Source organism: Paenibacillus sp. JT22N1 (assembly GCF_059692155.1).
The window spans coordinates 70,855-91,162 of the sequence record NZ_JCAUAW010000019.1; the positions used below are offsets into that span (position 1 = coordinate 70,855).

Below are 20,308 nucleotides of genomic sequence, written 5' to 3' on the forward strand. Positions count from 1 at the left end.
TGGTAAAATAAGTGCAGCAAGAAGTCGTACCGTTATTTCGGAAAACGTCCCATTTTTTCGAAGGAGATCAGCCTCATTATGACGTACTTTCCCGATTATCTAAAAACGTATCCCAATATGGAATCGTCTTTCCCTCTTCACTTCAGCAGGAATACGCTCGACCGTGGCTTTCGGGCACATCGTCATGATTACCTAGAGTTCTCTTATGTCGTCAATGGCCGGGGAGCAGAAACCATAAATGATGTGAAGCATCCGATGACACCAGGCACTTTTACGTTCGTACTGCCCTATCAGGTGCATGAAATTTTCACAGATCCGGGTGAGCATCTTGTCCTATTCAACTGCTCGTTCAGTATGGACCTGCTTATGGAGCCAGGAAACGATCAAGGCTTGTCCGGCCTGTTTAATGATACGAATACCCTGCCAGGCTATGTCCAACTGAGTGGGCTAGATCAACAGCAAATGAGTGCTCTCATTGAAGATATGTACAAAGAGTACAACGCGAACGAACGCTACAGGCAGACGCTGCTGAAAGCGAGACTGAAGGAAATCCTTGTTCGATTCGATCGTTATCGCTGGAAACAAGCGGGGCAGGCTGAAGTTACGGCCATCTCGCCGCTTTCAGGGGTGAAAACGAGTCCTTCCGTGTGGCCAATCATTCACTACATCCACCGCAACTATCAAGAGGATTTGGCCTTGTCTGACCTCGCGTCACGGTTCACGATGAGTGTATCCCGCATTAGCGAGGTCATTAAACAAACAACCGGCCAAACGTTCGTTCATTTCCTCCACGATCTGCGCCTGCGCCATGCGTGCAGCCTGCTAGTATCCACCGACATGAGCGTGACGGAGATTGCCTTGGAGGTCGGGTACGGCTCTTATAAGACATTTTCTCGCATTTTTCGGGAAAGCAAAGGCATCGTGCCGAAGGACTATCGCAAAGCCGAGTATGGTCGTCGAGTGACCCAAGGATAGACGACTGCCAGCGAAAGACTGCTGAGAAGTCGGAAACGGCCTTCTCAGCACTCAACCCCAGACCTCACACGCCGTAATAGGTAGCTGAGAGGTCTTTTTGTCATGCATGCCCGTGTTCATTACTTCGCCTTTTGTTTCGCACATTATGAATCTACTTTGCATTTTATATAGAGAATCTAATATAGAAACGAGGTGATCGGAATGGCTCGTGCAAAAGCTGTTTTACAACCCGATTTAATATTGATCAGTTGGACAAGAAACCCTCTAAATCCCGGTTCAGCACGCAGGATTATTGCTGCTCGTGTTATTGGCAGTGCTCAACCCTGTAGATTTACATTGGTACCCAATGGGTTGCTTATGAATGCCTTAAACTGCTTATTAGACCATGACATTGGTTTTAAAATCGTGTTCCAGAAAAAAACTTCAAGTTTTAGCGGATATTTGGTGTTACAACGCAATCGATAATTTATTATAAAGACAGAAAAAGATCCACAACAATGGGTTGTGGATCTTTTTACTATTCATGATTAAATGGATAGAAATATCTTTATACTGCCATCCTGAGAATAAAATTCAAAATCCGTTTTATATGCTCTTCTAATATCACTTTTCCAGATATCCACCCAAGCATGAAAGACGCCTTGTGGATCCGTATTATCTACTTCTACTACATGGTAGTTTCCTGCTAGAATAATGACACTACTTTCATCCGTAAATTGCTCTTCAGAACCAATATGCAAATCATAATCACCTGTAAAATCACTCGAATAATTATTATAAACTGCATATATATCACCTTTTACATTTAAACGAAGAAACTCTTCCCACAGACTAAGTATTTTATCTGTATTTTGATTATTTGTTCTTATTCTTTTGCCATAAATATGTTTTTCAGTAACTGCTGCATGCATGTATAGATCCTCCTACTAGTTTTAATATAGAAAATATAACATTCATACCATGACAACAGTCTGTCAGCTTTTATAAATAAATATGAAATAATGTTAGAATCAAGTTACCAACAAATATTAAGAAGAAGGAGCTACATAACTTGGATTTACTGTTTAAGGAGGTCAGCAATAATCACGAGATATCTGTATATGACACGCCAGAGCTGTATGGTGAGAAAGGAAACTTCCGAGTATTGGAGTTTTCCAATAAGGCTATACAAGGTGCGATGGATTTGAATCATCCCGAACGAATTCTATTTGAATATCCGCGGGCGATTATCCATTTAATGGACTTTAATGCCCCGTCATTCGAGGATGTATTTGTCATTGGGCATGGAATCGGAACGATAGCAGGGCATTATTCGGAGAAACGGTTTAAAGTAGCGGAGCTCGATGATAAGGTCGTGGAGTTAAGCAAGAGGTTTTTTGGATACCGCAAGGATAATGTGATTGTTGGTGATGGACGCCAGATTCTCGGGAGTGAAGAACCGCTAACCTACGATTATATTATTTTGGACGCCTTCACGGAGAAGGGTACTCCTCCGCATTTAACGTCCAGGGAGTTTTTCAAGATAACGTGGGAAAAACTTGATTCGCAAGGGTCTATCATCATGAATCTAATGGGGAAAGGTGAGAATGATCAGCTCCTAAATGCCATTCATACGACGCTAAGAGAGGAATATGCTTATATCAAATCGTTTGCTCTACCATCTGAGGGTGCCGCAGACATACTAAATATCATTATCATGGGCAGAAACAAGCCAATCGGATTTCAAGCACGCCACATGGCGGGTTTCACAGAGATTGAACTTGGACAAGGATATATCATTAGGGATAGCAGCCCATAGTGAGAAAACCTCTATCGAGGAAATTCAAAGTTGAGCGACCGCGTTTAAATGTATGTTTTATCGCCAATAAGAAAGCGGTTTTCGGGAACCGAAAACTTATACTTTCTTATGTGGGCAAAAAAAACGTTATCGTTCAAGTGAACGGATAACGCTTTTTTGTGTTAGGCGAAGAATTGTTTTAGCGGTTCCCAGTAGTTGATATGCCAACCCTTAGACAAATGTTCACTTTGGTCTTCAGGAAATCCTGTATGGCTCAAGGTTAAGCGAGTTCCCTCCCCTTGTTCCTCCAGCTCGAACTTCACCAGGGAGTATACGCCCTCTTCCCAATGCTTGATACGCCATGCTTGAATAATTCGCTTATTTGGCCTTAGCTCTATATTCTTCCCTACGACCATCCCTCCGAAGCAGGAGAAGGTACCGCTAGATTCGGTCGACGTCTCTGTCGGAGAGCCTCCCATCACCTCACTAAACAGTGTTGCATCGGTCAATGCCTCGTAGATGCGATTCGGACTCACGGGGAATACCACCTCTTGTTGGATCGTCGATGCACCGCCAATTTGCTTGTCATTTCCCTTCAGCTGTTCTACAAGCTGCTCCACGGACATGCCTATTAACATTTCGGCATGTTCATGAATCGTATGGTGCCACATCTTTGCTTCTGCTTCGTACCTGTTTGTCTCTTCTACTGTGAATCCACACTTGCAAGATAATGTCGTCATTGTCTTCTATCTCCCTGATCTTGAAGTTGTAGAATATGTAAGCGATTTGAAAGTGAAGGTATGTCAATGCCTCATCCTAATGAGGAGATGAAACAGGGCAATGTTATTTTCCCCAATGTTAGGTAACCTATGAAGGAATATGTAACCATCAACAACAAATATTGTGACGTCCAGCTGTTCTAAATTGGGATGGTCTTTTTTGGTGTTGTTCGTTACCTATCGTTTATAATAAAATAAGATTAAAGTTTAAAAGAAAAGGTGTCATTCATGAGCATATTAAACGTAGAAAGACTAAGTCACGGCTTTGGAGACCGCGCCATCTTCAACGATGTATCCTTCCGCCTACTCAAAGGCGAGCACATCGGACTCATCGGCGCTAACGGTGAAGGGAAGTCCACCTTCATGAACATCATTACAGGTAAGCTCCAGCCGGATGACGGCAAGGTCGAATGGTCCAAGCGTATGCGCGTTGGTTACCTGGATCAACATGCTGTACTTAATAAGGGCCTTTCGATCCGCGACATCTTAAAGGGAGCATTTCAATATCTGTTCGACATGGAACAGGAAATGAACGATATGTACGCCAAGATGGGCGACGTAACGCCAGAAGAGCTTGAGCAAATGCTTGAAGATGTTGGAACGATTCAGGATACACTGACGAATCAAGATTTCTACATGATCGATGCCAAGATCGAAGAAACCGCCCGTGGACTAGGCCTTACGGATATTGGACTGGACAAGGACGTCAACGATTTAAGCGGTGGGCAGCGGACGAAGGTATTGCTTGCGAAGCTTCTGCTCGAAAAGCCGGACATTCTGCTCCTCGATGAGCCGACGAACTATCTGGATGAACAGCATATCGAATGGTTAAAACGCTACCTGCAAGAATATGAGAATGCCTTCATTCTCATCTCACATGACATTCCGTTCCTTAACAGCGTTATCAACCTGATTTACCACATGGAAAATCAAGCCTTAAACCGCTATGTTGGCGATTACGAGCATTTCCAACAGGTTCACGAAATGAGAAAGTCGCAGCTTGAATCCGCGTATAAGCGTCAACAGCAGGAAATTTCTGAATTGAAGGACTTCGTTGCCCGTAATAAAGCAAGTGTCGCAACGCGGAATATGGCGATGTCCCGGCAAAAGAAGCTGGACAAGATGGAAGTCATCGAGCTGGGTAGAGAAAAACCGAAGCCGCAGTTCAATTTCAAGGAGGGGAGAACGGCTGGTAAGCTGATTTTTGAAGCGACCGATCTCGTCATCGGTTACGAAGATCCCTTATCCCGACCGCTCAACCTTCGTATGGAACGAGGTCAGAAGATCGCGCTTGTAGGGGCGAACGGAATCGGTAAAACGACTTTGCTGCGCAGTATTTTAGGTGAAATCAAGTCACTATCCGGGTCTGTACAAAAGGGAGATAACCTCCAAATCGGTTACTTCCAACAGGAGATCAAGGATTCCAATAACAACACCTGTATTGAGGAAGTGTGGAATGAGTTTCCCTCATTCTCACAATTCGAAGTACGCGCGGCGTTAGCCAAATGCGGGCTCACAACCAAGCATATCGAGAGTAAAGTTGTGGTACTCAGCGGTGGTGAGAAAGCTAAGGTTAGGCTTTGCAAGCTGATCAACCGCGAGACGAACTTACTCGTACTCGATGAGCCAACGAACCACTTGGATGTCGATGCGAAGGATGAACTTAAGCGTGCTCTTCAGGCGTACAAAGGCAGCATCCTGCTGATTTCCCATGAACCGGACTTTTATCGCGATGTCGTAACGGAAACATGGAACTGTGAATCTTGGACGACGAAAGTGTTTTAAATTGTACCTAAAAAGCTTACCTGATCGCTTGCGATTAGGTAAGCTTTTTATATTCATGTATGCGTCGCATGATGATATTTCAAACTGCATCTTCCCTCGCATCAACTAGCTAAGTCTCGAATAAAATGCGTCCTGTCTGCGATAAGTCATAACCTTGGATAGGACGCAGCTCATTATGGAAGGATTCGGATTGTAAGACTTGCTTAACTCTCTCAATCCATTCCAGATTTTCCGGTTTCTTTAACATGACAAGGTCATATCGTTCTTGAATAAGCGGAATGAACTCAACGCCGCCAACCATATAAGCTGCTTTTTCAATTCCTACTCCGAAATCCGCTTCACCCGTGGCTACTTTACCAGCCACGCCCATGTGATTCGATTCCTCCTGCTCATAACCGCTTAGCTGCTGATGTCGAATTCCATGAAGTCGGAGCTGCTCATCGAGAAGAACACGTGCGCCGGAACCTTTCTCACGATTGACCAGTTGAAGTCCAGGTTTCTTAAGATCAGCCCATCCGTAGATCTGTTTAGGATTTCCTAGTTTAACGTATAAGCCAGCCGATCGTGAAACGAGATTCATAACAAGATAGGAAGAACCCGTCAGCAATTTTCGGATATAGGGAATGTTATATTCACCTGTGTCACCATCCAGCAAATGAGTGCTGACAATATCAGATTCACCTTTATACATCGAAATTAAGCTATCCAGACTTCCCACGTAAGAACGAAGCGGTCTGTAATTGGATACATGTCTCTCGATATGTTTGGCTAAAATGTCCAAGCTAACGTCTTGTCCAGTTATGACAAGAGATTGTTTCGAAGATGAGGCAGCATGAGCATGAGATTGCTGCTGTGGAAGAGGTTCGGCCAAATCCTTTTTGAGGATAGCAGCCGTACCTCCTTTCGTACGTGTTTTATATGCCTCGAGATCCGATGCGTCTACACGCATTTGTTTTCCGACACGATAGGAAGGCAGATCACCTTTTTTAATTAGATCATAGACGGTTAGTTTGGAAATTTTCAAAAGCTTAGATATTTCTTCCGTTGTATAGGAAATGTCAGCTGTCATTGTAAACCTCCAAAAGCATGTTTTTCAAAAAGTAGCGTAGATTTACTCCTACATCTGCTGATACATTATCATCTATCATAAGCTGATAAATGGGGTATTTCAATCCCGTTGTTTACTAATTAAATATGGTTTTATATAATGATCAATAATTATACTATTTTATTTATAATCAAATAGATATAAACTTACATTTGGAGGGGACGTAATGTTAAAAATAAGAATGTTTAGTTATGTTTTATTATGTTTTGTTATAACTGCCATGATCATCACAGGTTGTGCGAGCAAAAAGGAGCAACCTGCTGTAAGTTCAACATCAACTCAAACCGCTCAAGCAGCAGCAACACCTACCTCAACACCAGTACCCACTGAGAAAGTCGAATTAACGATTTCTGCAGCCGCAAGCTTAACCGATGCATTCAAAGAGATTCAAACGAATTACGAGAACAAAAACAAACAAATTAAACTCAATTTTAACTTCGGAGCTTCAGGGGCTCTGCAACAGCAAATCGAACAAGGAGCTCCAGTAGATTTATTCTTTTCGGCAGCGACTAAAAATATGAAAACACTAGTCGACAAGCAGTTGATAGAGCCAACACAGCAAAAAAGCTTGCTAATTAATGAATTAGTTCTCGTTGTTCCAACTGATGGTAAAGTGACTGTACAAAAAATAGAAGATTTAACAAGTGAAACGATCAAGCACTTAGCAGTCGGAGAACCGCAGACAGTCCCTGCTGGCAGCTATGCCAAAGAGGCATTGACTAACGCAAAGCTTTGGGACACACTTCAAGCCAAAATCGTACAGGGCAAGGATGTACGCCAAGTACTTACCTACGTAGAGTCCGGGAATGCCGAAGCCGGTTTTGTTTATAAGACCGATGCGTTGACTTCAAAAAATGTGAAAGCAGCTTTTAGTATTGATTCAAAAACGTACACGCCAATTGAATATCCTGCCGGTATTGTAAAAGCAACCAAACATAGCAAAGAGACCGCTGACTTTTACACCTATCTTCAAAGTAAAGAAGCACAAGATGTATTTGTAAAATACGGATTCTCTATTCCAAAATGATGATGAAACAGATTAACTGGACAGAATTTGCTTATCCTATCATCCTTTCGTTAAAGGTTGCCGTCGTATCAAGCCTTTTCGTTCTGTTAATTGGTGGATTAGCAGCTTGGGGAATGTCGCGGCGGAACTTTCGCGGAAAGACATTGTTAGAAACGACCTTTCTTCTGCCTTTGGTGCTGCCTCCGACAGTCGTAGGCTTTATCTTGCTGGTCCTGCTGGGTAAAAAGAGTTGGATTGGGTACCTCATGGAAAGCTTCTTCAATCAGTCGATCATATTTACATGGGGGGCTGCCGTTATCGCTTCGATCGTGGTGGCTTTTCCATTAGTCTATCAAACGATGAAAACCGGACTTTCCTCGGTCAACAAAGATCTGGAGGACGCGGGTAGATCAACGGGAGCAAACGAGTGGCAAGTACTACGATATATTACCTTACCTTTGGCATGGCGCTCTGTTACGGCAGCTTACATTCTTGGCTTTGCTCGAGGGCTGGGGGAATTTGGTGCAACGCTAATGATAGCAGGCAACATCCCTCACAAAACCCAAACTTTGCCTACCGCCATATACATTGCTGTTGAATCTGGTGATCAAACCCTCGCTTGGTGCTGGGCAGGAGCTATAATCATTATCTCATTCGGACTGATGTTTTTCGCTAACCACAAACCCAAGAGTTAGAGAAGTTGGATGCATGAAAACCCTTCTACTTTTTATGTCCGGAAAACATATAGGAGTTTCATTTAATATTTTCCGGACCGTTTATTTCATGAGGCTAATCTACTAAATATACCTTCTCACCAACATGAATGGGTCCCGTCTTTATGACAGAAGCATAAACTCCGAAGTTTAAATTCATCTCCTCGTTAATTTTCTTCAACAAAGAAACATCGCGTTCGAGTGTATCTGGATCGATTGTAGTCATTGAGCAACGCTCACAATAACTATCAATTTGTAATTCAGAACTGCCTATCCGTATTCGCTTACCTATCCAATTACCTTCATTACTTGAATTTTCATCTAATGTCACAACTAGGTTTGCTCTAAAGCGCCTTTTATCCAATCTCTTTCCCCATATCTCTTCAAGCTTGCGTAAAGTAGTGTCCGTAATGATTAAGATACTCCCTGAATCGACAGCCATCAGATCAGCGTTCTGCGGTTTATAGCACCTCATAGTCATCTTTCTTTTAGAATACCTTTGGATTTCATCCAACAATTCTTCATTCCAGTTAAAGATTCGTCCATCTGGCAATGTTACTACTAACTCAGGCAGCTCATCTTCATGATCCTCCCCAATGATTTTCGCCTTATAAGTAAGCATGTTAGGGATCTCTCTAGCCGTGATAAAGCTATCCCAACCTTCTTTTGTTTCATCAATAAAAGCAAAGCAGCGGTCGCCATCTAAACCACTTTTCACAATATGGCTAGTCTGCAAAGTCTCTCCCGCAAATGACTTTACAGGAAATCGCTTTATTTCACTAATTTCACCTACGCTATGTAATGTCAAAATAGATCCTCCTAGTCTTTATACTTTTATTTGCAAATGACCTATTGCCTTCAATAGTTACATTATGTATCATCCGTATATAAGCATATCAATTTCACTTCATTTCTGCAGTTGAAAGCGAGGGCGCCTATGGATGTCGTTCGTCAATTTTTTATCAGTAAAACACTTATTTGGTTACTTATCTTTTGTTGTACTGATGCTTTATTCACAGATATTGGCCTGCATCTGGCATTTATCGAGGAATTAAATCCACTTATCCGAAGTATTTACGAGTGGCATGTTAGTGGATATTATTTTGTTAAACTAATACTTCCTTTGATCCTAATGGCCATCTACCCCCATATTCGAAAAAGGGTCTGGGTCCAGCCCTGTTTGACCCTCACCGTATTGATCTACGGAGCCGTCAATGTATACCATTTCATCTGGTTGTCTTATGGGTTGACTTACGTTGCGAAAGGCTAATCAATCAGCTATATAGCCGTCGCATGGATTCATTTTTTGCTTGATGTATGTAATAGCTTCAATTGGCCCCTGTATTTTGGCGTCTTCCCCAAGTTGCCAGACAAGTTCCGCATAGAAATGTACGTCCTCAGCCGCAATTGGAACAGCTGCAGCCCCGCTACCGTCTTCGTTGCGTTGTATAGTAGAAGTAAACCGAGTATTGGACTCTAGCATCCACACGCCTTTTTTGGTCAATTCCAGTAGGAGCACTTTCTGTTCCAGATGGTCTTTTTCAGGCTTATTCAGCAAGGTTTTTTGTTCGATGTCTTCACGGCAAGGGATCGATTCGTTCAGAGAAGCGGAGAGGAACCGATCCGCCCTGAACTGCCTAATTTCTTCACGCAAAAAACAATAGGCAGGACAATACCAATAACCAGAACTCGCATACAGGCCGATGGGCTGAATGTTCCGTTTCAACACGCCGCTACTAGAACTGTAATCTATCGTTACCACACTACGAATCATAATCGCCTGTAGAAGGGTTTGAAGAATTTCCGGAGACATTAGCCGATACGGGCTGTAGATCGCAACCCTATTCTTTAAACGATCTATCTGCTCCCTTACATCAGCAGGCGAGTAATGATAAAACTTATGCAGCGCAGAGCCCGCCCCATCGCCAAAAGGTAAGGAGCTGAAGTAGTTCAAGGACTGGCAGGCGAAAAACATAGCAACCGCCTCGCCTTCGGAGAAGCTAATCGGAGGAAGCAATCTCTCCTGCAGCAGCTTATAGCCGCCCCCTCTCCCCTGGATGGAATAGATGGGAACACCGAGTTCACTCAGTTCCTGTAAATCCCGCGTAATCGTTCGAGTAGATAGCCCTAATTCATCAGCCAGCTCTTTAACGGTAAAGGACTTTCTGGCGTTAACCATCATAATCAGTTGGATTAGTCGTTGTGACTTTTGCAACCGCATCCCCCTCTCTCGAGATATTTTATTCATTTTATCATATAAATAAGACATTTATTGTCTTATTTATATGATATCCTCGTCTTATAAACCAATCATGAGCATTAAAGATGAATAAACAAGAGCTTACACAAAAGAAGACGGGTTTCGTATTTATTCATGGAGCAGGCTTGGAAAGTGGCGTCTGGGGCAAAGTTATTGAGGGACTTGATCATCCCTGTTTACAGATCGATTTTCCTTATCGGAAAGGTCCTTTTGAATCGAGGAAGGAGCTTACTCTAGGGGATTATGTAACCCATTTGAAAAGACAGGTAGATGCCTGGGAGACTCCGAAGTTTGTTATTGTTGCCCATTCACTTGGGGGAGTTCTCGCGCTTAGACTTGCATCAGAACTGTCCGATCGTTTGATTGGCTTTGTCGCAGTTGGAGCGGCAATTCCGAAGAATGGGGGGTCATTTTTATCCGTTCTGCCATTCCCCAAGAGGATCCTGATGTCTACCATTTTGCGGAAAATGGGTACGAAACCACCCGAGTCTGCGATCCGAGCTGGATTATGCAATGATCTTACACCGGAGCAGACAGCGGATATTGTAAAAGGATTCGTTCCAGAGTCCGTTCGTGTTTATACAGACCCTATCGATGTGCCCGTTCCGGCCGTACCGAAGCTTTATGTGAAGCTAACTAAGGATAAAGAATTCAGTTTGTCCTTACAAAATAAAATGATCTCAAATCTTTCTCCACAATCGGTGCAAAGTCTGGATACCGGGCATTTACCAATGCTTAGCGATCCGGATGGATTGAAGCTTATATTACAAAACTATGGCCGTACCCATTTGGCTCCTTGCCAAGTATGAATGTAATACCACAACTCCCCGTTTGGAGACTTCCACTCGCGTGAAGCGGTGACGGTTTGTGGCGTGAAAGTGAGCTCCTGCGTAGTCAATGAAGCGTCCATATACGGTGTGTCCAGTGCAATGGATGCTGCCGTCAGTTCAAGACTAACATCACTCAGCTTCACCCCGAGCTTCGCATCGTTATCGAAGTCACCGGTCAACCGGGAAGAGATTTCCTTAGCTAGGTTGATCCATTTACCAGAACCGTCTATTACGACAAAGTACCAACCATCTATTTTTCCCATCGCATGAACAGTTTGCGGCAATTGAGGCCCAGGTAACTCGCCGCTATACGGGAATGGTAATTTGTAATAGTGAAATGGGACCGGAATGTCCAGCTTAAGGTCGACCTTCTCTACACCCTCAAACCCAAGTCCATGGGAATCATCTACGTGTATCCATCTTAGTCCTTTCGATGTATCGACCTTATACCAGACGCTTGGAGGAACCATTCGCGCTTGCTGCATATACTTCTCAATAGGCTTTACGATCTGAGGGGTCAGCTTCGGCTCGTCAGTCAACGGTTTCTCAAAAGGCAGCATATAAACCTCAGTCTCTTGTTCAATCGATATCATTCCTTTGACCGGAGAGCCTTTGTATTTTTCTGCATAATGATATGGGCGAATCCACTTATCTCCAAGCCACGAAGTTTTGATTAAATACCACTTATCGTTGGAGTAGCATGGCGTGTAAGGGTCGCACACAGAGATAGTGGCAACTGACTGAACCGTTTGCGGAGAGAGTTTGTACGCGTTCATCTTCATCGGTGACGCTGAGTCATACAGATCTGTTTCCTGTTCAAGTAACGTCAGTGTTTGCTCCTGAAGCTCCATTTGTCCGTATTTGTACGCACCTTCCTTCAAGTTAATCCATGCTTCACCAAGCCATGTCATAACCGGTACTTTATCCATACCAGTGATGCCCAGCAGCATGTTACTCTCAATCGGAGCTAGGTGGACAGACTGGAAGGCGCTAAGCGAGCCGATGGCCTCATCTGATCTTGTTTCCTTGCTTGCATATAAAGTAAACTCGTCCAACAAGGTTACATAAGGCATAGCACTTGGTGCTGCGAGCTCCTGCTCAGCCTTAGAGAGTTGCGGTCCGGATAGTACAACTATGGCTGCTGCCAGCAGCGAGGTTAACCATTTGCTCAAATTAATCATCTCCTTTCGATAATTAGACGTGAGTTTTGAATGAAAGTTACAATTTTTCCCTCGAATTGTCCAACGCGCGACAAAGCGACCCACCGATTGTCCGATAAGGCGCTCAAAGATATTACCGATATTCCACAAGCTATTTACCCGTGGCGATTGCAACGATATTTTGAACAATATGATAGATGATTAGCGCGGCAAAAACGAGCACAGAAATCGTAGCGTAAATTCTTCGGGGATTCTGGTACCACTTTGGAAATTGCTCAAGTCGTTTAGGTGATTGAAAGCCTTGAACGATATCGCCATGCTTAATTGCTTCGTTAAAAGGCGCCCTCTCTTCTGTGGCAATCTCATTGGTTGATTTCTCAGTTTGATGCAATGTATTGTCATTAAAAGGGTTGTAGGAAGCGTCTTTCATGTTAGACCTCCTTCGCGTTAATATCCTTATTATACCATTTTTGCGTAAAATAAGATAAGAAAAACCTAGCGGAAGATCACCGCTAGGTCCTTTGTTGTGTTATGCGATAAACTTGAGCGTGGGGATCATGTTTATTTCTGCTTCACATACATATTAATACGGCAAGATAGACTGGCACACAAGCATTTGCAGTACAACAGCCATATATATGAGCATCTCTCTTGAAAGGATGATGCGAGTGGCTACCTTCTATGAAGCTTTTAAGTTGAAAAACCGAATTTGGCGTATGATGCTTCAACGACCTGAAGTTACAGGAATTGGAATAGGTTTCGCCAATCCAAACAAGCCATCTAAAGGAGCAGCAATCATCTTGTGCACCGCCAAAAATTTAACAAGCGCTACGACAAGCTCTTTGCATTCCTCATTGAAAAAAATAACAAATATGTCCTCAGTACCCTTTCGAATCATCGAAACAGGAAAAGCTTTTCAAAATGGTTCAGCTCCTACTCAAGCGGGACCAGGTCCCAGAGATAAGTGGCGTCCCGTTCCCGGAGGCGTCAGTATCGGGAGTACCACCCCAACACGTATTACGGGTACAGGCGGACTCATTGTAATAAAGAATGTAGCCGGGGTTCCAAGTGTGTTTATCTTAAGCAACTCTCATGTTCTAGCAAATGCCAATATAGAAGTATTTTATAACACCATTCAGCCTGGAACCAGGGATAGAGGTTCAGAACATGATCGAATCGGCAGAACTTTTCAATTTGTGACGCTTGAGACCAGCCCACGTGTTAATGAATTGGATGCCGCTATAGCAATTGCCGATTCGACTGACCTTTTAAATCCAAGGTATCTTGCGGACTTAAGCGGTAATTTGCTCGTAGTTCCCGGACATCTGGAGTCCTACCGGGTTGGGGATACATTTAAAAGAATGAGCAGAACGAGCGGGTTTTCCAAGGGAGAAGTGGCAGCTATAAATCAAGAAGTTAAAGTACAAGGCCGTATTGGCCCAGATCCTGTAACTCTTATTTACCGCAACGTCACACTAATAAGGCATACGCAGGGCAGTAGTCAGGCTTTTGATTCCGGTTCTGTATGGTTAAATGACGATCAAACACTTTTTAACAACTATGCTGCTGCTCTCCATTTTGGCGGTACCGGCGATGGAAAATTTTCTTTCTCCTTTCCTATTGACATAGTAATGAGAAGATTCAGGATAAAAGTTGCTATACCAGCTGCTGGAGGCGGCGTTAAGGCTGGGGCAGTTAGAGGCAATGCTCCGAAAAATAATTTTTCTTATGTTCGTCCTTTAACTAATGCACAAATAGCTCGAATTCCTGTCGTAAGAGCTAAGATCAGATAGAAGAATTAAGAAAAACCTAGCGGAAGATCACCGCATTGAATTCTCAACATGGCTCTCCTATTTTTCATTTATTAATTCAATCTGCCGGGCTCTTTATTAACTTCAAAGTTAGTCGTATCACTATAGCTCTCACCCATCGCCTGATAGTTGGACGGAACTTCCTCATCTGTCTGGTCCACATTATTCGAGATAGCGTTATCCGCGTTCTCTTCCGGATTCGAGGTTATGGCCCAACTAACTGGACGTCCAAGCTTCTTATGCAATTCATTTTGATCCAAAGAAATCCCTCCGTTATCACTAAATGCACTTCGCGTTATTGTTACTCAAAGGAAGTCATTTCATTCAATACCTTAGTTATATGGAAACCTCGAAATCTTTAACATGAACAGCAGTACCCTTAACCGCTATGCCATACTGATCATTGTTTCGTGTAACTGTTACGCGAATTCTGCCATCCCGGCCCATTTCATGGCCCTGCTCAATCAAAAGATTTAATGGTAAGTCAGCTTCCTTGTTCATATATTTGGCATAATAAGCCCCCATTACACCAGAAGCGGTGCCAGTAACCGGGTCCTCAATCGTACCGGAATAGGGAGATGAAAAATGACGAGCATGCATGTGCGCATTAACATCGTATGTTTCTAAGCAGAAAGGATGTACCGACGCCTTCGGCAATTCTTTTAATACCTCTGGAAAGTATTTATTATTCGGTTTCATTGTTCTGAACGCACTAAGGTTTTTTATCGGGACCAACAACGTCCATATGCCCGTACTTCCATACACTGTTGGTAAATTGGTTTCTATATCTTCTTGTTGAATCCCCATAACAGATGCCAAATCTTTCAGTGAACCATTGAAGTCTTGGAATTGCGGAGAAGCTTGCTGCATCGTTATGTATATCCCTTTATTCAGGTGTGAGTCAAGTATAATAGATAGCACGCCTGCTTTTGTTTCAATCGTCCAATCGGTTTTATCTACAAGCAACCCTTTTGTTTTCAATGCATAAATGGTTGCCATTGTAGCGTGACCACAGAGGTTCATTTCATGACCAGGTGTAAAAAATCGGATCTTGAGATCAGCTTTTTCGGACTTAAGCGGGAAAGCCGTTTCGTTAAAACCAACTTGTTCTGCTATTTTTTGCATATCATCGTCAGAAAGCGTTTCGCCTTCCAATACGACACCCGCAGGGTTACCCATGTTAGGAATATGACTGAATGCATCGTAATGATAAACCTTTATTGTTTTCATATCGTACACCTGCCTTTTCACTATAACTCTTCATATCCCTATTATATGATTTTTAGCGCCTTTTCGGCGCTTAATGGCCGGCTTCGCTTGGCGGTGGTAGTGCTGGTTCGTCGTCTAACGACTCCTGTAATTTGCTTGCAGGGCATCTTGCTTCACGCCAATTATCCGCTCAATCTCGATCTGAATACGTTTAATCCCCTCATGACAGACATCCAAATTTATTTCGTTTTCCATCTCTTTTTCCAAAGCCAGAACCGCCGTTAACAACGACTCCGCGTAGAAATTGGCCGCAATACCTTTAAGCGTATGAACCATTCTGCGTGCACTCACATTCTCCTGATTGATGATCAATGGGAAAAATTGCTCAGAGAAATTGCGGTAATCCTGCTTAAATTTCTCCATCATATATTGAAAAATATGTATTTTATGATCGATATTTCTCATGATTTGCGTAGTGTCTACACCCTCGATTTCAAATAACCAATTCAGATTTAGCCACTTCTCAAGCATATCGGAAAGCTGCTTTTCATCTACTGGTTTAATCAGGATGTCATTCAGCCCAAGTTTAAGAATTTCCGGCCGTTCCTGCATCATGACATCTGCCGTAAGTGCAACGATCGGGATCTTATTCATCAGCTTGAGCTTCCTCAGCCGAAGTGTTGCCTCATAGCCATCCATCTCAGGCATATGAATATCCATTAGAATAAGCTTCCATTCCTGCTGATCAACAAGTTCCAGGACTTCATAGCCATTCTGCGCAATAACCGCTTGGTAACCTAATTGTTCAAGAAGGCCAATAATCACCAATTGATTAATTTCATTATCCTCAGCAACTAAAATACTACCTCTGGACATAGACGACGAGTTATTTACGTCAATGGAATTGTTTGCAGAGCCTTGAAATGCCTCCATTTTACGTTGATTCAAAGCTTGCAAACTTTTCTGCATTGTCAGCCTACTGACGGGCTTAACAATAACTGCATCCGCTTTCAGCTCCGATGGCAAATCGGACATTTCCTCTCTGCCTTCAAGTGTTGTAAACGCAATAACTCTCGTCTGTGAGCGATCTATCGAATCTAAGACACGGCGCCAAGCGGCGGGATGCTGCATTTGGTCCATTTGCATATCCAAGAATAGATAGTCATTAGCAGACTTGTTCGTGCTATCATATTCCAATGAAGCAAACAAATCGGATGAAGATGTAACCGTATCTACATGGAACTGAAAGGAACCTAGTAGCTCAGATATATGCTGCGCAACAACTGGATGATCTTCAGCTAAGAGCGCACGGTTATTCCCCTGCAGTAGCCCAGCGTGCTTGTGCAGCCGATTTGACTCTGTCCCTGCATTCCCTTTTATACCAAACAACAGGCTAAAATAAAAGCGGCTGCCTTCCCCATGAACCGTATCTACCTGCAAAACGCCCCCCATAGACTGCACCAAATGCTGACAAATGACAAGTCCTAATCCCGTACCACCATACCTGCGGCTTATGGATGTATCCGCTTGCGAGAATGGTAAGAATAGCTGCGATAGCTGCTCCTTCGAAATACCAATGCCAGAGTCTTCCATTATAAAAGAAACAACGACGCCTTCATCCACATATTTCTCGAGCCGAACTTTCAATCGGATATAGCCTTGCTTGGTAAATTTAATCGCATTATTAGATAAATTAATGAGTACTTGTTCTAGACGAAAGGAATCCCCGCTAACGATATCCGGTAAATCTGCTGGAGTATCCAGCATGATCTCAATTCGCTTTTTGCCTATAGATACGCTGACCATATCGGCAACCTTTTGGAGCGATAGTTCTAGTGAGAAATCCACCTTCTCTAAGGTCATTTTGCCTGCCTCGATTTTCGAAAAATCAAGAATGTCGTTAATCGTTGCAAGCAGGACATTCGAGGAACAATCAATTTTGTCCAAATAATCCTTCTGAATCGTCGTCAATTCTGTTCGTTGTAAAAGTAAAGAAAGTCCAATAATACCGTTCAGGGGCGTGCGTATTTCATGACTCATCCTAGCTAGAAACTTACCCTTCGCCCTGTTGGACTCATCCGCTTCTTCCCGCTTCTTCAAGTCGGTTATATCATGTACCGTGCCCGTGACGCCGGTGATTTCTGTTTTGTCCTCATTGAATAAAGGGGACAAAGTGACATTATACGCATGCTGATTGCCATCCGGAAGCAGGAAATTAATCGCAAATTGCTGCGTTTTCCCCTCCTCAATCGTTAGTTCGAATATCCGCAGCCACTTCTCGGGTTCATCCATCTGGACCAGATCCGTTAATTGCTGTCCCCTTACTTGCTCAGGCTCTAGCTGAAAGGTCTGATGCATTTTGTAGTTCGTAGAGGAGATGCTTCCGTCCAGTCGAAATCTAAAAATAAAGTCCTCCGAATTCTCCACCAACGTCCGATATTGCTCATCTCTGACTCTCGCTTTGATTTGCGCGGCACGGTGCTCGGTCACGTCCACGGCAGATCCAATCACTTCATTGACGGAACCAAACTTATAAATGGGTTGTAAGTTAACCAGGATCGTAGAGCCGCTGCTATCGAATTCATACGAGACTCGTTCACCCTGCCAAGCTTTATCATAATGCTGTTTTACGAATTGTTTAAACTCTTTACTTAATACATGGATTTCGTCCAATTCTTTGCCGATGAATTGACTAGGTCTCAGACCAAGATGATAGACCAGCTGTCCTTCAAATAGGATGTAAACGTATCGATCCCGGTGTTTATGGAGTTTAAACGTAAACCCTGCCTGAAAGCGCAGCATATCGATTAGTTCCTGCTCCACTTGATAGATCTGCTGTTTATACTCACGAGCCCGGACTAAATATCGCAGAAAACAAGCAACAAAAAACAAACAAAGCAGCTGAATGATAATATATCTGTAAAAGACATCAAGCGGTGTTCGATAAACAAACCATATCATCGTATAATAGGACGGGTAGAAAATGACTCCTCCAAATAACCATTTAAGCCAATATGAACGCGTTCTTGCAAATATTATACTAGTCCCTGTGACAGCTATCATTCCAAATATCAGCTGCGGTATTTCTATGTTACCTTCAAAGATGTAACGCCCTATCCATAAGCATACGAATGTAATACTTAAGGAGATGAATCCTCCTAGATAAATAGAAAGCAGTAAGGCTACTCCGCGAAAGTTAATAATAACGTGATCATCAACGTGGACACTGAAGTGTAAGAGGACAACGACTAACATTCCATGTGAAAGCCCAATGAAAACCTTATAGAGCCAAGTTGGCTTTTGATTCGGTTTCATCGTTATGGAAAGCTGTTCCACGAATAATACAAAAATCGTTATAATAGCAAAATTGGTAATCAAAGCGTGAAACAGAATAATCACCAGCCTATATCGACTTAGAATGTAGGATAATCACGCTACCCTGTTTGTTTGTTTCTAGATGCAGCATTTCCTCGATACGCTTTGCCATGACCGGCTGGCTGAAATAATAGCCTTGGACCAGCCTGCAGCCGCACTCCCGAAGTACTTGAAGCTCCTCCTCTGTCTCTACACCTTCCGCTACTACGATAAGATTCAAATTTCTAGCCATCGTAACCATCGTGTTTACGATTACTGCATTCACTTGGCTTTGTATCAATCCCTTAATAAAGGATTGGTCAATTTTCAATTTATCAATGGGAAAATCTCTGAGATATCCGAGTGAGCTGTACCCGGTTCCAAAGTCATCCATCGCAACGCGAACACCCAGCTTCTTCAGCTGACGAAGTGCGTCTGCGGCCAACTCAACTTCCATACTCATGCTTTCGGTAATTTCGAGCTCCAAGTACTTGGGCTGTAAGCCTGTTTTCTCCAAAATAGTCTGAATCATCCGGCTAAGTCGGCTATCATTGAACTGTCGTCTGGACAGATTAACTGCAACGAACACTTTGGAAAGGCCAGCCTCCTGCCACCGCTTGTTCTGCATGCAGGCTTCCTTCAGCACCCATTCCCCAATTTCATGAATAAGACCGCATTCTTCCGCTATAGGGATAAAATCAGAAGGAGGTACATGACCCAAAGTAGCGTTGTTCCAACGAATAAGGCTCTCAAGTCCTACAATTCGATTCGTATATACATCAACGACTGGTTGATAAACAAGATGAAATTCCTGATTGTCGATCGCTCGTCGCAGGTGAAACTCGATGTCCATGCGCCTTTGGAACTGATCTTGTCTATGTGACAGGGGGGCAGAAAGAATTGTTTCTGCAATTCCTGTTGAATAGAAATGAGAGTCATAGACGCCTTGGACTCCGTTTTGAATGGCCATTTTGCATCGTTCAAGAAAATAAAAGGTCATAATCTTATTTTTCAATTCCTGGGATAACATTTCTTTATGAAAATAATCTGCCGCACCTAACCGCATCGCTTGAATGGTCTTCATAGAACCTTCGGGTGTATGCGTACTAAGTACTACGACAGGAATAGGACTATGATTCATAATAAGATGAAGTGCAAGTAGTCCATCTGAGTTAACCATATCTAAATCAATGATGACCAAATCCGGTTTATTAGCCATGATGCAGTTAAGTACGGTACTTCCATGCTTCGCCATACCTGTCATTACGAACTGTGTATCCTTCTCGATTAAGGACCCTACTTCTGATCTTAATTCACTTGAATCACTTACAATTAGAACGCCATACCCGTCCAAAAGACCCATTTCCCCACCACCCTTACAAACAATAAATACGCATTATATCTCTATTATACTTTCCACTTATTAGGTTACTTACATAAATGGTACGAATTCCACCTTCTAATTTCGCTAATAATTTACTAACAATTTCTCTTAAAATGTCAATGATAGCGGTTTACTCTTAAATTTCGACACCGTATAA

At 43.0% G+C, this 20,308-nt stretch carries 20 protein-coding genes; 9 read left to right on the forward strand and 11 right to left on the reverse strand.

Annotation, left to right across the window (positions count from 1 at the left end):
• The first annotated feature begins 78 nt into the window (after window positions 1-78).
• Both AC58UU_RS30110 and AC58UU_RS30115 read left to right on the forward strand, forming a co-directional pair.
• Window positions 79-975, forward strand: a complete 897-nt coding sequence (locus AC58UU_RS30110; RefSeq protein WP_497321063.1) for a helix-turn-helix domain-containing protein — start codon at window positions 79-81, stop codon at window positions 973-975.
• 201 nt (window positions 976-1,176) lie between these two features.
• Complete coding sequence (locus tag AC58UU_RS30115; protein ID WP_497321065.1) at window positions 1,177-1,440, forward strand: hypothetical protein; 264 nt, start codon at window positions 1,177-1,179, stop codon at window positions 1,438-1,440.
• A 62-nt stretch (window positions 1,441-1,502) separates the two neighbouring features.
• Here AC58UU_RS30115 and AC58UU_RS30120 read toward each other — a convergent pair whose 3' ends face one another.
• On the reverse strand, window positions 1,503-1,886 hold the full coding sequence (locus AC58UU_RS30120; RefSeq protein WP_497321067.1) for a GyrI-like domain-containing protein: 384 nt from the start codon (window positions 1,884-1,886) through the stop codon (window positions 1,503-1,505).
• Between the two features lie 140 nt (window positions 1,887-2,026).
• Between AC58UU_RS30120 and AC58UU_RS30125 the strand changes: the two genes are divergently transcribed.
• Window positions 2,027-2,773, forward strand: a complete 747-nt coding sequence (locus AC58UU_RS30125; protein WP_497321068.1) for a spermidine synthase — start codon at window positions 2,027-2,029, stop codon at window positions 2,771-2,773.
• A gap of 161 nt (window positions 2,774-2,934) precedes the next feature.
• Here the strand turns inward: AC58UU_RS30125 and AC58UU_RS30130 are convergent, their stop codons facing one another.
• The gene (locus AC58UU_RS30130; protein ID WP_497321069.1) at window positions 2,935-3,492 is read right to left on the reverse strand and encodes an SRPBCC family protein; all 558 of its coding nucleotides are present in this window, start codon (window positions 3,490-3,492) and stop codon (window positions 2,935-2,937) included.
• Window positions 3,493-3,759: 267 nt separating this feature from the next.
• Between AC58UU_RS30130 and AC58UU_RS30135 the strand changes: the two genes are divergently transcribed.
• Window positions 3,760-5,316, forward strand: coding sequence for an ABC-F family ATP-binding cassette domain-containing protein (locus AC58UU_RS30135; protein ID WP_029195725.1), 1,557 nt, complete (start codon window positions 3,760-3,762; stop codon window positions 5,314-5,316).
• Between the two features lie 109 nt (window positions 5,317-5,425).
• On the opposite strand, the gene AC58UU_RS30140 is transcribed toward AC58UU_RS30135, so the two are convergent.
• Window positions 5,426-6,385 carry a substrate-binding domain-containing protein gene (locus tag AC58UU_RS30140; RefSeq protein WP_497321070.1) on the reverse strand — a complete coding sequence of 320 codons (960 nt, stop codon included), beginning with the start codon at window positions 6,383-6,385 and terminating at the stop codon, window positions 5,426-5,428.
• Window positions 6,386-6,590: 205 nt separating this feature from the next.
• On the opposite strand from AC58UU_RS30140, the gene modA reads away from it, so the two are divergent.
• A complete protein-coding gene (gene modA, locus AC58UU_RS30145; protein ID WP_497321071.1) occupies window positions 6,591-7,451 on the forward strand; it encodes a molybdate ABC transporter substrate-binding protein in 861 nt (286 codons plus the stop codon).
• A 2-nt stretch (window positions 7,452-7,453) separates the two neighbouring features.
• Window positions 7,454-8,125, forward strand: a complete 672-nt coding sequence (modB, locus tag AC58UU_RS30150) for a molybdate ABC transporter permease subunit (RefSeq protein WP_497321170.1) — start codon at window positions 7,454-7,456, stop codon at window positions 8,123-8,125.
• A 94-nt stretch (window positions 8,126-8,219) separates the two neighbouring features.
• On the opposite strand, the gene AC58UU_RS30155 is transcribed toward modB, so the two are convergent.
• Window positions 8,220-8,951, reverse strand: a complete 732-nt coding sequence (locus AC58UU_RS30155; RefSeq protein WP_497321073.1) for an MOSC domain-containing protein — start codon at window positions 8,949-8,951, stop codon at window positions 8,220-8,222.
• A gap of 129 nt (window positions 8,952-9,080) precedes the next feature.
• Here AC58UU_RS30155 and AC58UU_RS30160 point away from each other — a divergent pair, with 129 nt between their 5' ends.
• On the forward strand, window positions 9,081-9,413 hold the full coding sequence (locus AC58UU_RS30160) for a DUF5658 family protein (protein WP_497321074.1): 333 nt from the start codon (window positions 9,081-9,083) through the stop codon (window positions 9,411-9,413).
• Here the strand turns inward: AC58UU_RS30160 and AC58UU_RS30165 are convergent, their stop codons facing one another.
• On the reverse strand, window positions 9,414-10,358 hold the full coding sequence (locus AC58UU_RS30165) for a helix-turn-helix transcriptional regulator (RefSeq protein WP_497321076.1): 945 nt from the start codon (window positions 10,356-10,358) through the stop codon (window positions 9,414-9,416).
• A 110-nt stretch (window positions 10,359-10,468) separates the two neighbouring features.
• Between AC58UU_RS30165 and AC58UU_RS30170 the strand changes: the two genes are divergently transcribed.
• Window positions 10,469-11,212 carry an alpha/beta fold hydrolase gene (locus AC58UU_RS30170; protein ID WP_497321078.1) on the forward strand — a complete coding sequence of 248 codons (744 nt, stop codon included), beginning with the start codon at window positions 10,469-10,471 and terminating at the stop codon, window positions 11,210-11,212.
• Here AC58UU_RS30170 and AC58UU_RS30175 read toward each other — a convergent pair.
• Both AC58UU_RS30175 and AC58UU_RS30180 read right to left on the reverse strand, forming a co-directional pair.
• Window positions 11,176-12,405, reverse strand: a complete 1,230-nt coding sequence (locus AC58UU_RS30175) for a hypothetical protein (protein ID WP_497321080.1) — start codon at window positions 12,403-12,405, stop codon at window positions 11,176-11,178. The genes AC58UU_RS30170 and AC58UU_RS30175 overlap by 37 nt on opposite strands.
• 139 nt (window positions 12,406-12,544) lie before the next feature.
• The gene (locus AC58UU_RS30180) at window positions 12,545-12,823 is read right to left on the reverse strand and encodes a hypothetical protein (RefSeq protein ID WP_497321082.1); all 279 of its coding nucleotides are present in this window, start codon (window positions 12,821-12,823) and stop codon (window positions 12,545-12,547) included.
• 232 nt (window positions 12,824-13,055) lie between these two features.
• Here AC58UU_RS30180 and AC58UU_RS30185 point away from each other — a divergent pair, with 232 nt between their 5' ends.
• On the forward strand, window positions 13,056-14,186 hold the full coding sequence (locus AC58UU_RS30185) for a hypothetical protein (protein ID WP_497321172.1): 1,131 nt from the start codon (window positions 13,056-13,058) through the stop codon (window positions 14,184-14,186).
• A gap of 71 nt (window positions 14,187-14,257) precedes the next feature.
• Here AC58UU_RS30185 and AC58UU_RS30190 read toward each other — a convergent pair whose 3' ends face one another.
• The 4 genes from AC58UU_RS30190 to AC58UU_RS30205 form a co-directional block, all read right to left on the reverse strand.
• Window positions 14,258-14,464, reverse strand: a complete 207-nt coding sequence (locus AC58UU_RS30190) for a hypothetical protein (RefSeq protein WP_171689741.1) — start codon at window positions 14,462-14,464, stop codon at window positions 14,258-14,260.
• A 76-nt stretch (window positions 14,465-14,540) separates the two neighbouring features.
• Window positions 14,541-15,434, reverse strand: a complete 894-nt coding sequence (locus tag AC58UU_RS30195) for a PhzF family phenazine biosynthesis isomerase (RefSeq protein ID WP_497321084.1) — start codon at window positions 15,432-15,434, stop codon at window positions 14,541-14,543.
• A gap of 114 nt (window positions 15,435-15,548) precedes the next feature.
• Window positions 15,549-18,728 (reverse strand): response regulator, encoded by a 3,180-nt coding sequence (locus AC58UU_RS30200; RefSeq protein ID WP_497321086.1) that lies wholly within the window; start codon window positions 18,726-18,728, stop codon window positions 15,549-15,551.
• A gap of 88 nt (window positions 18,729-18,816) precedes the next feature.
• Complete coding sequence (locus AC58UU_RS30205; RefSeq protein WP_497321088.1) at window positions 18,817-20,130, reverse strand: EAL domain-containing protein; 1,314 nt, start codon at window positions 20,128-20,130, stop codon at window positions 18,817-18,819.
• Between the last annotated feature and the right edge of the window lie 178 nt (window positions 20,131-20,308).